The organism is Methanoregula sp. PtaB.Bin085 (assembly GCF_002067035.1).
Taxonomy (GTDB): Archaea; Halobacteriota; Methanomicrobia; order Methanomicrobiales; family Methanospirillaceae; genus Methanoregula.
Genome location: NZ_MVQB01000041.1, coordinates 31,271 through 45,426, shown reverse-complemented (window position 1 = coordinate 45,426; position 14,156 = coordinate 31,271). Strand labels below are relative to the sequence as shown.

Genomic DNA, 14,156 nt, shown 5'->3' with positions numbered 1-14,156 from the left:
GGCCGCCTTTATGATCGACCTTCAGGGTCCCGCTTGCTACGCGGAGTTTCTGGACCTGCTTGTACCCGCCGGCCGGATTGTTGAAGTTAACATAATACCCGTATGTGTTGTCGGGATTACTATCGGCGGTGACCCATCCGACACAGCCGATATACTGGACGTAGTAACTGGTGTACGACCCGCTGGTGAGGATGGTATAGTTCCCGGGCGGGAAACTCGCACCATTGGCAAAGGACGTTGTAGCATACGAATCAACCGGCGGATAGATCGTCCAGTTGTCATTCGCGCCGATATCCATGTACCCCATCTCGTTCTGGGCGTTGGCGGGAAGGGCATGGTACTGGACGGGGTCGAGAGCCCCGATGCTGCTGCCGCGCATGGCGAGATCCCCGGGCGTCACACGGGATGTGACGGTATGGTTGGTCGTGTCAACGGTCGACGGGATAAAGGTATAATTACCGGTTGTGTAGTTGAAGTAACCGAGCGCAAGGTTGGATGGCGTTGTAGTCTTTGCCGGGTCGTACCTTATTGAGATATCTGCGTAGTTGAACGATTCATTCAGTTCCAGGTTGAAAACCCCGCTCTTCAGCGCGGGATTGATCAGGAACCGCGGGTCATCGAAACTTGAAGCCTTGATGTCGTCAATATACACCCGCGGCCCGACAATGTTCACGCTGACGCCGGAACTGGTGTTGCCAAACGTGGTTGTGTAGAGTTTCGAGCCGTCCGGCTGCAGTACCGGGTGGAACGGGTTCTTGATGACGTTCACGGTCGCATTCGCCACAGGCCCGAACGTGCCACTGGCAGAGCTGACCTGGTATTCCGGCGTGTAGGTGCCGATGGTGTCCGGTGCCTTCACGTAGAAGAAGAAGTCGTAACTCTCGCCAGGCGCCACCGTCTCGTTCTGGAAGATCATCGGGATGTGTGTGATGTTGAATTGTGATGCATTACCGGAGGGACCCCCAAGACCCTGCAGGTAGACCAGATTGGTGCTTGCCGGATCTGCATACCATGTCTCAGTTCCGGTATTGTTCACCTTGATGTCGACAATATAATGTTCGCCCTGGAACATGGTGGTCGGCATTGAATTCAGGATAATTTCAGCATCAAATTCCGGCCCGGACGGCAGTGCAGCAATATAATCCGTCCTTGTCCGGCTGTCCGACGATCCCGCGTTGGATACCGCGAGCGACACGGAATAATTCCCGGCAGCAGCGTACGTGTGCTTCGGGTTCTGCACCTCCGCAAACGTGCCGTCACCGAAACTCCAGTTCCAGCTTGTCGGGGAACCGGTCGAGATGTCGGTGAAATTGACAGTCAGCGGAGCAGGGCCTTCCGTTACGTCCCCGGTGAAGTTGGCAGCCAGCGGTTCCTCCGGAACCGTGACGTTAATGACCCCGGGGAAGGTGCTCGTGTTCGTGCCTCCGGCATATCCTACGGTCAGGCTTACAGTATACTGGCCGGGGTCCTGGTACGTGTGGTTCAGGTTCTGGAGGTCCGAGAACGATCCGTCACCGAAACTCCAGTTCCAGCTGAGCGGTGATCCATCTGAACTGCCCATGAACATAACCGACAGGGGAGCCGTTCCGGAACCGGGATCAAACCAGATGTACGGGACCGGGAGCGGCGCGGGTGTCCCGGTCAACCTGATGTAATCCGCCCGGGTTGTTGTATTACTGCCGAGATCGTTGGTTGCGATCAGGCTGACCGTGTAGTTCCCCGCCGTCATATACGTATGGACCGGGTTCCTGACAGATGCAGTCGTTCCGTCACCGAAATCCCATACCCATGCGGTCGGGAAGCCGGCCGACCGGTCGTAAAACTGGATTGCCACGGGAGCAGTGCCGCTCGTCCTGTTAGCCGAGAGAGATGCTGCCGGGGCCTCCGGAAGGCTTGTTTTTATATAATCCGTCTGGACTGCTGTGTCGCTTCCCAGGTCGTTCGATACCGTAAGGGTGACCGTATAATTCCCTGTACCGGTATACGTATGGACCGGGTTTTTCAGCGTTGACGTGTTACCATCGCCAAAGTCCCAGAGCCATTCGGTCGGGAAACCGGTTGACCGGTCGTAGAACTGGATCGCTGCCGGTGCTGACCACGAGGTCTTGTTCGCAGAGATCGCTGCGACCGGGGCTGCGGAATTACTGATCTTAATGTAATCGACCGCAACCTTCGTGTCAGATCCAACCTCGTTCGTCACAGTAAGGTTGACCGTGTAGTTCCCGGTGGCGGTATACGTGTGGACCGGGTTTTTCAGGTTCGAGGTCGTGCCGTCACCGAAGTCCCATGTCCATGAGGTCGGGAAACCGGCCGACCGATCGTAGAACTGTATCGCTGCCGGGGCCGACCACGAGGTCTTGTTCGCAGAGATCGCTGCGACCGGGGCAGATGAACCGCTCACAATAATGTAATCGGTTGCAGTCTTTGTGTCGGATCCAAGATCGTTGATCACGGTGAGCGTGATCGTGTAATTGCCGGTTGCTGCATAGGTATGGACCGGATTCTTCACATTCGCTGTTTCACCGTCACCGAAGTCCCACGCCCACGATGTCGGGAAACCGGTTGACCGGTCGTAGAACTGGATAACTGCAGGCGCTGACCAGGCCGTCTTGTTCGCAGAGATCGCTGCTGCCGGGGCTCTGGGATCATACGTATGGAAGTACTCGGTCTGTGTTATCGTGTCCGTACCAAGGTCATTGGTGACCGTGAGTGTTACCGTATAATTCCCGGCTGCTGTATAGGTATGGACAGGGTTCTTTACGTTCGCTGTTTCACCATCACCAAAGTCCCAGCTCCACGATGTCGGGAAACCCGTCGACCGGTCGTAGAACTGCACGACCGCCGGGGATGACCACGAGGTCTTGTTTGCCGACAATGCAGCAACAGGAGATGACGGATCGTATGCATGGAAATATTCATCTTTGGTAATCGTGTCCGTACCAAGGTCATTGGTAACCGTGAGCGTGACCGTGTAATTCCCGGTCGCTGCATAGGTATGGACAGGGTTCTTTACGTTCGCCGTTGTCCCGTCTCCGAAGTCCCAGCTCCACGATGTCGGGAAACCCGTCGACCGGTCGTAGAACTGCACGACCGCCGGGGATGACCACGAGGTCTTGTTTGCCGACAATGCAGCAACAGGAGATGACGGATCGTATGCATGGAAATATTCATCTTTGGTAATCGTATCTGTGCCAAGATTGTTGGTCACGATCAGCGTTATGGTGTAGTTCCCGGTTGATTCGTACGTGTGGACAGGGTTCTTCACGTTCGAGGTCGTTCCGTCGCCAAAGTCCCATGCCCACGAAGTCGGGTACCCGGTTGACCGGTCATAGAATTGCACTACAGCCGGGGATGACCACGAGGTCTTGTTTGCCGAGATCGCGGCAACCGGCGCTTCCGGCGTGTCCGCGCGGATCCGATCGATAACCTCGTATGTATCGGAAATGATCCCGTCGCTCACCGTGAGCCTCACCGTGTAAGTCCCGGCTGATGCAAACGTGTGGACGGGATTTTTCAGGTCCGAGGTTTCCCCGTCGCCGAAGTCCCAGCTCCAGTTTGTCACGGTGCCGCTGGACCGGTCATAGAACCGGATTGCAAGCGGGACCGGGCCAGAGGTCCGGTTCTGGGTATAGTTTGCTTCAAGGGAACCGTCTTCGGCATCCAGGGCCGGCAGATCGTCTGCTGATAGTATCTCAGCGGTGAAAAGGTCCGTCGTTGTCTCCGGAATTTTCTCAGGTATTGTATCCGGAATTACCTCCGCGATATCGTCAATAGAGATGTCCGGGGTCTCTGCCGGGGTAATTTCCGGTGTAACCTCCAGGGTCAGATTCGGCATTTCTGTCTCTTCCCCGGCAGCAGACGCAAATCCGGTGAAAAGGAGTCCGATGATCAGTGCAACAAGAACAGGAAACTGTAAGCATGATGTCTTCATGGGAAACCACCGTAAAAACCGTACACAGCCAAGGCTGACCGGAATAAACCTGGCAGGGATTCTCCTGCCCGTCGGGGTCTGTTCCCGCCGGGAACAGGAACCCGATACGCCATACGCCCCGCGTGAAACGATTTCTGACTGGTGCCGGAAGTTTTTCGATTCATTTTATATAAGCGTTATTTTTTAACTTTTACGAAATTGAACCGACCTATTAAACTTTCTTTTTTTATCCTGAATAATCCACAACGAGAGAATAGCAGCGCGCTGGATAATCCTGAACCAATATCACGTTTCCTTCAGGAACGCGATGAGCGAATCTCGTTGGGTTTTTATGTGCCAAAATATCCTGCGGTCAGCATGTGCAGTGACACACTGCATTACCAACGGCCTTTTCTGTCCGGTCGACAGGTATGGGGGGGTCGGGGAAGGGACATGGGTCACGAAACAGGTTTCGCGGACCGCCATATGTGACAGGCGTCATGGGGCACTTCAGGAGAGATTCGCAGATCCCGGATTGCCTTTTCGCAGCAATAATCGCACGATTCGGGGAGCCAAAAACACAATTGCCCCTGCCCGACCCCCCTGCTCTTCGCGTGGAAAACGTACCATTTTACGTCATAAATCTGGAAAAAGTGATTGAGGGGGGTCGGGCAGGGGCAGATTTGAAGGCCGGCCCGGGCAGCGGAAATTACCGCTGCTGCAGCGTGGCCGGTACCACTGCTGAAGATCCTGGAACAGCAGTCCAATCCCTCCGGCAATGATCAAAAACGGCAATCCGATCCCATTCGCTGGCAGAGGACCCCGCGTTTGATCCGTTCCCTCCCGGCCATATCACGGCAAAGATCCTGGAATACGTGTCTGATCCATGCCGATGGCAGGAATCCCGCACCTGCAATCCAATCCGTTTCGCCTCCAGAGGCGACGGAAATCCGCCCCATTCCCTGTCGTACGGAACAGATTGCCGGTCCTGCCACCATCCAAACCATCATCACGTCCCGGGACAACAGAAAGCCCATGGTGATCCCATGATGCAGGCACCCATTGTCCAGCCGGGCGACCCGGCCCGGAATTTCTCGCTGAAAGACCAGAACGACAAAACCTTTGACCTGTACGAGCAGGCAGGGAAACGCGTGCTCCTCTCCTTCCACCCGCTTGCCTGGACGGAGTTCTGCGCCGCCCAGATGAAGTCGCTTGAGGAGAACCGGGAGAAGTTCGCAGCACTGAACTGTGTCGCAGCCGGCATCAGCGTTGACTCGAAGCCCTGCAAGAAGGAGTGGGCAAAATCCCTGAATATCACCCACACCCCGCTCCTGTGCGACTTCTGGCCGCACGGGGCAGCTGCCATGAAGTACGGGATCTTCCGGGACGAGAACGGGTTCTCCGAACGGGCAAACATCATCGTTGACGGGAAGCAGCGGGTCGTCTTCGTGAAGGTGTACCCGGTACACTCGGTGCCGGACATCCGGGAGATCCTGTCGTTTTTGCAGCAGACAGGATAAGCAGGATGGCCTGGCGGCATACCGGAAGGACCGGTCGATCTGCTGCCACATTTTTTTATAAAATCATACGAAATGAAGTGTATGGAAAAACGATTCGCCATAGCCCTCCTGACTGGTATCCTTGTTATCGCCGCTGCCCCGGCAGCAGCGGTGGCGGTTCTCTCACCGTCCCCGTCAGTGTCGATCGTCTGCACACCCCCGCCCTGTTCCTCCGGAACGTACACGTGCCCGCCGGCTGGAAACGGATGTCCGGGAGGATGCGGGGTGGTCTGCGCCACCCCGACCATTGTCTGTACGCCGCCACCCTGCCCGACAGGGGGAACCCTCACCTGCCCCCCGGCAGGTAACGGCTGCCCGGGAGGATGCGGCATGGTCTGCGTTACACCGACAACACCCCCTTCGGCCGGTGAGCCGCTGGTCATTATTGGCGGACTCGCTCTCTGTCTCCTTGCACTGAGAAGAAAGTCCTTGTAAGGTTCTTCCTTTTTCCTGCCCGGTCAGGTCCCGAATGACAGAATCATCATATTCGGTACCGGAACGAAACCGGTTCGCGTGTACACCGGTCTTCCGGCATCGTTGGTAAACACGTACATGCGCCTGATGCCCAGGGTCCTGCAGTAGTCTGCCGCTGCCTGCGTAATCCGGCAGGCAAAGTGCCGGTGCCGGTACTCCTCTTCCGTGTAAATGCTGTGGAGGAACGCGATCCGGGAGTGGGGATCGTGGGGGACCGGGACATAGGATACGATACTGATCGCACCGCTCGATACCCCGCGGTCCCCGATCTGCAGGATCCATGCGACGCAGTCACCGGCAGGGATCTCGCGGGCGAGCTTCTTTGCATACTCTATCCCGACCACCCCCAGAACGGCCGGGTCCGCTGCATCTCCGCTCTTCCTCCGGATCTCCTCGAACATGATCCGGTGATGCGTCTCCAGAAGAGGGATATCCCCGGGTGTTGCAAGGCGGACACAGCCCTCATCATCAGCAGCCGGAAGGGTCATGGGAAAAGGATCGGGGCGGGATAAAATAAAGAGTGTGAAATGTGGCTTCGGAAGGCACCGTGATCAGAAAGTGCCCGAAAAACAGGGGCCGGGAGCTGGTCACCCGATATAGTTCAGTTCCTCGTCCCTGCCCTTTTCGCCCTCGACCATGCTCTCGATGACCTTCTCCATCTCGGCGGCACGGTCGTTGAGCCGGGTTGCGTCAACCGGGATGCCGGTCAGTTTCGAGAGCACGGCAAGGACACCCGAGGCAGCCATCGGGTCGACGATATACCCGCTCGTCTCGCCCATCAGGCAGACAGCATCGATGCCCCGTTCGGCAGAGAGCCCCAGCATGAGCCCGGCAGCCCCGACGATCCCGCCGCCCGGCTCGTCGCGGGCGAACGTGACGCCGGCAGCCTCGATCTCCTCCCTGAGTTCAGCCCGGTTGATCGCCCCGAGGACACGGGGTTCGTTCACGAGATGGCCGACACCGAAGCCGCCGAGCGTGTAGATGCGCCGGACCCCGAGCTCTTTGGCGATCTCGCAGTACTGGTCGGCCAGAAGGTAATGCCCCTCGTTGGAGGTGCTCTGGTGGTCGCCGACCAGGAAGAGAAAATCCCGTTCTTCGGTATGATAGAGCCAGAACTCGTTCCGGACCATCCGGGCAAGGCCGTTCTCGTCGAGGATGACCTGCGGCGGGAAGTAGATGGAATGAATCTCGCCGATCTTTTCGGCCTTGAGCTGGTGGATCATGTACTCTGCCACGAGCTTTCCTACCTGCCCGATCCCGGGAAGGCCCTCGATCAGGACAGGATCCTTCAGCTGCCTGTCCCTGAAATCCTCGAGGAACCGGATACTGATCTCCTCAATCATGTTTTGCCAGCCTGCGGTACCTGCCATATTTGTCTTCAGGAGAGAACCGTGCCGGGTGTGCGATGGCTGTTGCCGTCCCGCACGCGGGACAGGTCAGGGAAAGAGTATAGATGTTGTCAACCGGGCAGCGCCGGATCCTGCCGCTCATTGGCTCTTCCCGGACTTCGGTTTCTTGACGAGCTTGCCCTCGCCGCCGGACTTTTCCACCACGGCAATGGCAGCATGTGCCGCCTTCTCGATGGCCTTCTCCGCTTTCTTGTAATCAGGAGCGGTTACCTTGATCCGGTACGTGGGTGCACCGAGGTAGAGCAGCTCGATATCGACACCGGAGCCCTTCTGCTCGGCGCCGGCCTTCTTGAGGGCGTTCCTGATCACGGTGATGCCATCGGGATCATTGGAGGTCAGGTGCAGGTGGCCGGTCACCTCGACACGCGGGACCTTGACACTCTCCTGCGCAACTTTCAGGAGCGTCTCGGACACTTTCTTTGAAAAACCGAGTTTTTTGAGTGTTGCATCGGACTCCACGACAAGGTCTTCGAAAACGGGATAGAGCGACCCGTATTTTTTGAACAGGACGTCCTCGATCTCGGCTGCCGGTGTGCCGGTCTGTTCCGCCACGAACCCGAGCCACTTCCTTGCCTTGCTCTCGTTCTTCCACTCGCGGATCTTCTCGCGGCGCTGGTGTTCGTTGACGTCTTTTAATGAGAGGTCAATATGGCCGCGGCTCCGGTCAACGTTGAGGACCTTGCAGACGATCTTCTGGCCCTCGCGGATGTGGTCGCGAATGTACTTGATCCAGCCGGTTGCAATCTCAGAGATGGGGATGAGCCCCTGCCTGCCGCCGTACTCGTCGAGCGAGACAAAAGCAACGAAGTCCTTGACGTTCTCGACGGTGCAGACGACCAGTTCCGCTTCCTGGGGCCACTCTCTGTCCTGCATGGCTTTCCGTATTACCTGAGTTCCTGGACGATCTCGGCCTTCAGACTGGCCTTGCCGCCGGTGGGGGTTGCAAGGTCGTGCCCGCAGACAACGCACTTGACTGTCGTGCTTGCCTTCTCAAAGATGGTCTGCTCGTTCTCGCAGTCCGGGCATTTTACCTTGTAAAACTTGCTCCGGTTCTCCCGTATCTGGCTTACCATGAACACTTCACTCCGTCAGTTCGAATTTTGCTACACGGTAACCCTTGCGCAGGTGTGCCTTCTTGCAGGTCACGCAGCGGTACCGGACATTGATCTTCTTCGTGGGCTTGTCGCCACCGGGCACTTTCGAGAACTTGCCCATGTTGCCGATCTTGCCCCGGCGGGCTTTCTGACGGTCGATCCAGTGGAGGCCGGTCGTCTTGCCCTTCTTTACCTTCTCAACCTCGTGCACCGTGTGAGTCCTGCAGAAGGGGCAGTAGGTTGTAAATTTTGCTGGCATTTTCATGAAATTTCACCGATAATCCTGACTACGAATACCTATATCATTTACAGACATTGATATTTAAGACTATGTTGCGCTCGGAGAGGACCGCAGCATTCCGCTCGGGAAGCGTCACTATATCTCCTTTTGAGAGGGTATAAATTCTCCCATCCACGCCCATGAAGGAGTCCATGTCCTGCAGCACGTGGACGAGCACGCAGGGGTGCGACACCGGCCCGGCCGGCTCCTGTACCGTGACGGGTTCGCCGTCCGGTTCGTCCTCACCGGACACTTCTTCCAGGGAGGAGCCTGCCGGAACCGCAGGCGCTGCCGGGCGGGGGGAGACGAGGCCCGGCGGGTTGTTGTGCAGCAGGATGCCCCGGCACTGTTCAACGCTCGCGGTCATCTGGTCGAACATCTCCTTTTCGGCCGGGATCATCCGCTTCACCTCCTCGCGGTCATAATAGTTACCCTCGGCATGCAGGATGGTGAGGGCGAGGATCTTGCGGGAGCGGATGGCAAAGAGGTCCTGGATCGTTTCGCGGATCGCAAGGGTCTCATCGATGAGCGCCCGGGCTTCGTCCGAGAACGGGTCATCGAAGGCATAGACCTTCTTTGTTATGGATGCAAGTTCGGCATGCCCCTTCTCGTAGATATCCGGTGCAACGGCCGTGAGCCTGCCGGTCTCCCGCTCCGACAACAGGATGCTGCGCAGGTCGTCAAGCTTCACGGTATGCACCAGCCATCAGGCAATCTCCGCCATGCCGCGGCAGCAGAGGAAGACCGCCACCGCTTCCGGTACTGTATTGATACCTTTTTTGAGCTCATAAGTGCTTCCGAGCATCGGCATCTTCACCGGGAACCTCTGGTCCACCTTCACGTCCCGGGTGCCGAACACGACGGCGTCGGTCAGGGGATCGAAGTCATGGAGGTCGCGGAGCTCAAGCGCCCGCACCAGCATCCCGCTCCCGCCATGCAGGGATGCCGGCATCCGGATCAGCCGCTTGGTATCGGTCGTGACCGGTTCGTCCGCAAGGGCGGCCTGTTCGTTCAGCCGTTTCCTGAACTCCCCTTCCTGCTGGCCGGTGATGATCCCAAGGACCCGGTTCTTCATGATCATGCCCGAAGGACGGTTTTCGATGTCGCTGATAATCTCCTCCCGCTTCTTCAGGAACTGGGTTGCGGACTCCTTCCCGATCCCCTCCATCGCGGTCAGGTGAGCCATCGCTTCTTCTTCCGGAAGGCTGCCTATCCACCGGAGGTACCCGAGAAGCGCCTCGCGGTACCGCCGGTGCCAGCCGGTGGATGGAACGTTCTTCCCGGCCAGCATCGCGGCCGGGTCGATCCCGATCCCGCAGACATAGTCGATCAGTTCCCGTCGTTCGGAACTCCCCCACGAGCGGAACGCGAGGTCACGCACGTGGACATGGTACCCGCGACCGCCGGAGAAGACGAGCGCGATCGCTTTTTTGTCCATGCCGAACTCTTCGGTCAGGATGGAAAGCAGTTTCTCTGTCTCCTCCTTGACCCGGGCAAGCATCTGGTCGTACGGGCCCCGCACGATATGGTCGGCATCGAGGTCGAAGATCAGGTCGGCTCCGCACCAGCCCTTGTCCGCCATGGTGCCGGCATCCGGTTTCTCGTAATATGCCGTTGAAAAGTAGGTGTGCTGGGGCACGAGGTTCCTGATGTAGTCGGCCATCTCCTCGCGTCCGGAGAAACCGATGTGCCGGCGCATGTGCGTGTCGCCCCCGGCGGGGTTGAAGAGGATGAAGCCCCATTCCCGCTGGGGGAGCGAGGGGGGCGGGACGAGCACGGCTTTTTTATAATACTCGGTGAACCGCTGCCGGAGGAACTCTGTAGTCGCCGGGTTCATGACAACTCCTTACCCATATAGGGGCCCCTGCGCTCATATCCCTGCCGCCTGTAATACGGCCGGACCCCGATCCCGCTCATGATCGCAAGGCGCCGGAACCCTGCGTCCCGGGCGATCTCCTCGGCCCGGCCAAGGAGCGCCTTCCCGTACTCGCGGTGCTGCCACTCCTCGGTTTCTGCGTCTTTGCCCACCGGCACGAGACTGCCGTACACGTGGAGCTCCCTCATCACCGCCGCGTTCTCCAGCTCTTCCCGGTACACGGACGAGGGGAAGCGGAGCCGGGCGAACCCGATCAGGGAGTCGCCCGAGACTGCGGAGACGAAGTGCTCCGTCCCTTTGCAGGCTTCGTACTGCAGGTCCCGGATCCGCGATTCTGCAGGTGACGGCGCCCTGCCGATCTCCCTGCAGCGGATGCACCGGCACCGTTTCCCGGATGCAAGGAGCCGGTTCTTTGCCAGCTGCCGGAAGTTGGAATGCTTCGATCCTGCGACGATCAGCTTTGCCGGGATATCCCGCTGGATCCGCTGGAGCCGGGTGTATTCCGGTATAAGCGACTTGGCGTACGCGATGAGATCGACCAATTCGTCCTCCGCGTACGGAGAATATTTCCCTTCCTTCCAGAGCGCCTCGATTTCTGTCCCGGGGGTGACAAGCGTCGGGTACAGCTTGAGGAAGTCCGGCCGGAACCGGGGATCATCAAAGAGCGTTTCGAACATCCTCCGGTCGGATGCCATGTCCGAGCCGGGCAGGTTGGGCATCATGTGGAACCCGACCTTGAGCCCGGCATCGCGGAGCAGGGTGTTGGCCTCGACGGTGTCTGCGACCGTGCAGCCCCTCCGGTTGAAGGAGAGGATCGCATCGTCCACATGCTGGACGCCAAGCTCCACCTTCGTCACGCCAAGGTCCAGCATCCGGTCGATATGCTCCCTCCTGCACCAGTCGGGGCGGGTCTCGAAGGTGATCGCAACGCAGCGGATATCCGCCTGTTCGTTGGCATCCCCGACTTCGCGGACTGCAGGAGCTTCCGTCGCCGGCGTCCCGCAGGGATAGGTGTTCATCGCCTCGATGCAGCGGGCAACAAACTCCTGCTGGTACTCCGCCGGCCTGGCGGTCATCGTCCCGCCCATCACGATCAGCTCCACCTTCTCCACCCGGTGCCCGAGCGTCTCGAACTGGCCGAGCCGGGCCTGCACCTGCCGGAACGGGTCAAAGTCATGCTCGCGGGCCCGCTTTGCCGCCGGTTCCTCTCCGGTGTAGCTCTGCGGAGAGTGGAACGGGTGATCCGGCCCCCCGGGGCAGGGGAGGCATTTGCCATGGGGGCAGGGGTACGGGGAGGTCATGACCGCAACCGGGGCAACACCGGAGAGCGTCCGGGAGGGCTTGACCATCAGCACCCTCCGCAGGATCTCGCGCTCCTCCGGCAATGCGGCGGCAAGGATGGCGGAGTTCTTTGGCACGGCGGGCAGCGAATACTTCCGGCAGACCGCGATCTTGGCAGAACGGACAGCCTCCTCACCGGTTTCTGAAAGGGAGAGGATGCGGGAGATGATCTCCCGGTATGCGGTCACCTCATCCATGACGGGTTAATGTTCTGCTGCAACTTTCTGGGAGGCAGCATCGGGAGAATAGGTCACCACGGGCACATGCCTGCCGTGGATCTGGGAGACTATCTCATCGCCGAGCGTGAGAAGTGCATCCTTATGGGCTTTCTTATCTTTATGGATATGGACAGGAGAGATTTCAAGGGAGTTGTAACGGTCGGTGTGGATTTCTTCGTGGGAGATTCCTTCATAGTACTTCTTGATGTGAATCATCAGCATGTGGAGATGGAGCAGCTCTTCCTTTTGCACACTATCACCTTTTCCAAAAAGATCCTTTTTTCTGGGGCACTGATATACCTTACTGGTGAGGTTTATATCAGGTACCATGCGGCACGTGGGATCGCTTGTTGCGCTCGCAATTGGGGACGCGTTGGGTGCGCCCCTTGAAGGATCTCGAAAGCCTGAACGCTGGCTGGCAGAATACCGTCCCGGAGGGCGCCATTTCCGGAAAAAGGGAGACGTCACCGACGACACTCTTCAGGCAGAAGCGATCGCGGAATCGCTCGTGGCATGCAGGGGCTTTTGTGAAAATGACGTTGTTGAAAAATTATCTTGTTCCTATATTCAAAAACCGGAATGGTTCGGTCCCACCTCATCCCTGTTCTTTGATCTCGTGCGATCCGGGACCGTGCCGCACCGTGCCGCACGCATCGTGCACCGCCGCCGTGGCGGCAGCCGGACGAACGGCAGCGTAATGCGGGGATTTCCCCTCGCCATCTTCTACCCGGCACCGCAGGTTTATGGTGTCAGCGTAACCTGCTCGCAGCTCACGCACCATGATCCTGTTGCCGGCCACTGCTCAGCGTTCCTGAACGCGATGGTGAGCGACATGGTTCGCGGGCAGTCGCGGGCATACGCGTTCCGGCATGCACGGTCGCTCTGTACTAATCCGGAAGTGCATGAAGTGCTGGCTAATTATAATGAGCACAGACCGGATCCTTCCTTAGATAGTGTACTTTGTTCGCATGCGGCGCTGTACTCATTCATGCACGCGAAGTCCGCTGAGATGGCAATACTTTCTGCGGTCAACATGGGCGGGGATGCGGATACGGTGGGAGCATGTACCGGGGCCCTTGCAGGAGCATACTGGGGGCTTGAGGCGCTGCCCCGGCGGTGGCTTGCCGGTCTTGAGAAGTACGATGAGCTCGTGCAGCTGGCGGAGCGGGTGTGGGAGCTGCGGGCGGACAGGTAATCCTCTCTGTTCTATCCCGGATCAAAATCGCACTCTTCATTATTCTCCCTGATTCTGCCTGTCCCTTCAGCAACTGTCCCGGTTATTAATTATCCAGGTGTAGACCAGTGTGCCAATACTCATCAGTATCATAACCCAGAGAATAACACTGAAGATCTGATTGGCCGTTGCTTTATCGATCTGTCCTTCCCTGAACGCCGCAACAATACTCATAACGGAGTAGAATATCGCACCATTGATGATGATAAATACTCCAAAGCCCCAGAAGGATTTTGGATTCTGACGGTAGTATTCAAGTGTAATATTCTTCAACGAAACCAGGTTAATCAGGATCTCCCAAAGGACATACCAGGTCACAGAGATTGCCATCGGAACGAGTACCAGGCCCTGGAAGACAACCGGGGACACAACCACCGAAGGAAATGCGTTCGGCAGGATTGCATACTGGATACATGCGAGCGCTTCAAGATAACAGAAAAAAATACCGCACCAGATAATTGCGATGATATAATCCTGATTTCGTGCATACATCAGATCATCCGGTGCCGGATGCATGATTTTGTTATAGATTAGATGAGAACAGACAACTGCCAGTGCAAGAAGCGTCACGATTACCGGGCCGATATAGGCGTCACGTTCACCATGGAAGGACCCGATTAAAACCAGGGATAGGATTAGGAGAACAAGGATGAGAAACCGGAGGATGACGCCAATGGTCGCTTTTTCCAGTTTTGTTCTCATGTGTATCAGAAAAAATTATTTGATAAGATAATATTTAATCGTCCCCAGGATTTCCGTCA

15 protein-coding genes are annotated in these 14,156 nt (G+C 57.6%); 3 read left to right on the top strand and 12 right to left on the bottom strand.

What is annotated here, in order from left to right; all coding sequences use genetic code 11:
- Positions 1–3,835: PKD domain-containing protein (locus A4E33_RS08725; protein ID WP_292347316.1), on the bottom strand; the 3,835-nt coding region annotated here is incomplete at its 3' end.
- Between the two features lie 1,121 nt (positions 3,836–4,956).
- Here A4E33_RS08725 and A4E33_RS08720 point away from each other — a divergent pair.
- A complete protein-coding gene (locus A4E33_RS08720) occupies positions 4,957–5,430 on the top strand; it encodes a redoxin domain-containing protein (RefSeq protein WP_292347314.1) in 474 nt (157 codons plus the stop codon).
- Between the two features lie 81 nt (positions 5,431–5,511).
- Positions 5,512–5,904 (top strand): hypothetical protein, encoded by a 393-nt coding sequence (locus A4E33_RS08715; protein ID WP_292347313.1) that lies wholly within the window; start codon positions 5,512–5,514, stop codon positions 5,902–5,904.
- A 23-nt stretch (positions 5,905–5,927) separates the two neighbouring features.
- Here the strand turns inward: A4E33_RS08715 and A4E33_RS08710 are convergent, their stop codons facing one another.
- The 10 genes from A4E33_RS08710 to A4E33_RS08665 form a co-directional block, all read right to left on the bottom strand.
- A complete protein-coding gene (locus tag A4E33_RS08710; RefSeq protein WP_292347312.1) occupies positions 5,928–6,431 on the bottom strand; it encodes a GNAT family N-acetyltransferase in 504 nt (167 codons plus the stop codon).
- Between the two features lie 99 nt (positions 6,432–6,530).
- The gene (locus A4E33_RS08705) at positions 6,531–7,286 is read right to left on the bottom strand and encodes a proteasome assembly chaperone family protein (RefSeq protein WP_292347311.1); all 756 of its coding nucleotides are present in this window, start codon (positions 7,284–7,286) and stop codon (positions 6,531–6,533) included.
- The gene (locus tag A4E33_RS08700) at positions 7,279–7,434 is read right to left on the bottom strand and encodes an RNA-protein complex protein Nop10 (RefSeq protein ID WP_292347310.1); all 156 of its coding nucleotides are present in this window, start codon (positions 7,432–7,434) and stop codon (positions 7,279–7,281) included. The genes A4E33_RS08705 and A4E33_RS08700 overlap by 8 nt, the downstream gene beginning before the upstream one ends.
- The gene (locus tag A4E33_RS08695) at positions 7,431–8,225 is read right to left on the bottom strand and encodes a translation initiation factor IF-2 subunit alpha (RefSeq protein ID WP_292347309.1); all 795 of its coding nucleotides are present in this window, start codon (positions 8,223–8,225) and stop codon (positions 7,431–7,433) included. The genes A4E33_RS08700 and A4E33_RS08695 overlap by 4 nt, the downstream gene beginning before the upstream one ends.
- An 11-nt stretch (positions 8,226–8,236) precedes the next feature.
- The gene (locus tag A4E33_RS08690; RefSeq protein WP_292347308.1) at positions 8,237–8,425 is read right to left on the bottom strand and encodes a 30S ribosomal protein S27e; all 189 of its coding nucleotides are present in this window, start codon (positions 8,423–8,425) and stop codon (positions 8,237–8,239) included.
- A gap of 7 nt (positions 8,426–8,432) precedes the next feature.
- Positions 8,433–8,711: a 50S ribosomal protein L44e gene (locus tag A4E33_RS08685; RefSeq protein WP_292347307.1), complete on the bottom strand. Its 279-nt coding sequence runs from the start codon at positions 8,709–8,711 to the stop codon at positions 8,433–8,435.
- Between the two features lie 37 nt (positions 8,712–8,748).
- Positions 8,749–9,417, bottom strand: coding sequence for a hypothetical protein (locus A4E33_RS08680; protein ID WP_292347306.1), 669 nt, complete (start codon positions 9,415–9,417; stop codon positions 8,749–8,751).
- Between the two features lie 15 nt (positions 9,418–9,432).
- Positions 9,433–10,563 (bottom strand): DNA primase catalytic subunit PriS, encoded by a 1,131-nt coding sequence (priS, locus tag A4E33_RS08675; RefSeq protein WP_292347305.1) that lies wholly within the window; start codon positions 10,561–10,563, stop codon positions 9,433–9,435.
- On the bottom strand, positions 10,560–12,140 hold the full coding sequence (locus A4E33_RS08670) for a tRNA uridine(34) 5-carboxymethylaminomethyl modification radical SAM/GNAT enzyme Elp3 (RefSeq protein ID WP_292347304.1): 1,581 nt from the start codon (positions 12,138–12,140) through the stop codon (positions 10,560–10,562). The genes priS and A4E33_RS08670 overlap by 4 nt, the downstream gene beginning before the upstream one ends.
- A gap of 6 nt (positions 12,141–12,146) precedes the next feature.
- A complete protein-coding gene (locus tag A4E33_RS08665) occupies positions 12,147–12,413 on the bottom strand; it encodes a UPF0058 family protein (protein WP_292347303.1) in 267 nt (88 codons plus the stop codon).
- A 55-nt stretch (positions 12,414–12,468) separates the two neighbouring features.
- On the opposite strand from A4E33_RS08665, the gene A4E33_RS08660 reads away from it, so the two are divergent.
- Entirely contained in the window at positions 12,469–13,356 is an 888-nt protein-coding gene (locus tag A4E33_RS08660; RefSeq protein ID WP_292347302.1) for an ADP-ribosylglycohydrolase family protein, read from the top strand.
- A 66-nt stretch (positions 13,357–13,422) separates the two neighbouring features.
- On the opposite strand, the gene A4E33_RS08655 is transcribed toward A4E33_RS08660, so the two are convergent.
- Positions 13,423–14,097, bottom strand: a complete 675-nt coding sequence (locus A4E33_RS08655) for a hypothetical protein (RefSeq protein ID WP_292347300.1) — start codon at positions 14,095–14,097, stop codon at positions 13,423–13,425.
- Between the last annotated feature and the right edge of the window lie 59 nt (positions 14,098–14,156).

What these genes read in the sequence shown, in the direction of transcription:
- A4E33_RS08715 (WP_292347313.1), top strand. Translation starts at nt 5,512, where the DNA reads ATGGAAAAACGATTCGCCATAGCCCTCCTGACTGGTATCCTTGTTATC.
- A4E33_RS08655 (WP_292347300.1), bottom strand. Translation starts at nt 14,097, where the DNA reads ATGAGAACAAAACTGGAAAAAGCGACCATTGGCGTCATCCTCCGGTTT.
- priS (WP_292347305.1), bottom strand. Translation starts at nt 10,563, where the DNA reads ATGAACCCGGCGACTACAGAGTTCCTCCGGCAGCGGTTCACCGAGTAT.
- A4E33_RS08720 (WP_292347314.1), top strand. Translation starts at nt 4,957, where the DNA reads ATGATGCAGGCACCCATTGTCCAGCCGGGCGACCCGGCCCGGAATTTC.
- A4E33_RS08690 (WP_292347308.1), bottom strand. Translation starts at nt 8,425, where the DNA reads ATGGTAAGCCAGATACGGGAGAACCGGAGCAAGTTTTACAAGGTAAAA.
- A4E33_RS08710 (WP_292347312.1), bottom strand. Translation starts at nt 6,431, where the DNA reads ATGACCCTTCCGGCTGCTGATGATGAGGGCTGTGTCCGCCTTGCAACA.
- A4E33_RS08700 (WP_292347310.1), bottom strand. Translation starts at nt 7,434, where the DNA reads ATGAGCGGCAGGATCCGGCGCTGCCCGGTTGACAACATCTATACTCTT.
- A4E33_RS08705 (WP_292347311.1), bottom strand. Translation starts at nt 7,286, where the DNA reads ATGATTGAGGAGATCAGTATCCGGTTCCTCGAGGATTTCAGGGACAGG.
- A4E33_RS08685 (WP_292347307.1), bottom strand. Translation starts at nt 8,711, where the DNA reads ATGAAAATGCCAGCAAAATTTACAACCTACTGCCCCTTCTGCAGGACT.
- A4E33_RS08695 (WP_292347309.1), bottom strand. Translation starts at nt 8,225, where the DNA reads ATGCAGGACAGAGAGTGGCCCCAGGAAGCGGAACTGGTCGTCTGCACC.
- A4E33_RS08670 (WP_292347304.1), bottom strand. Translation starts at nt 12,140, where the DNA reads ATGGATGAGGTGACCGCATACCGGGAGATCATCTCCCGCATCCTCTCC.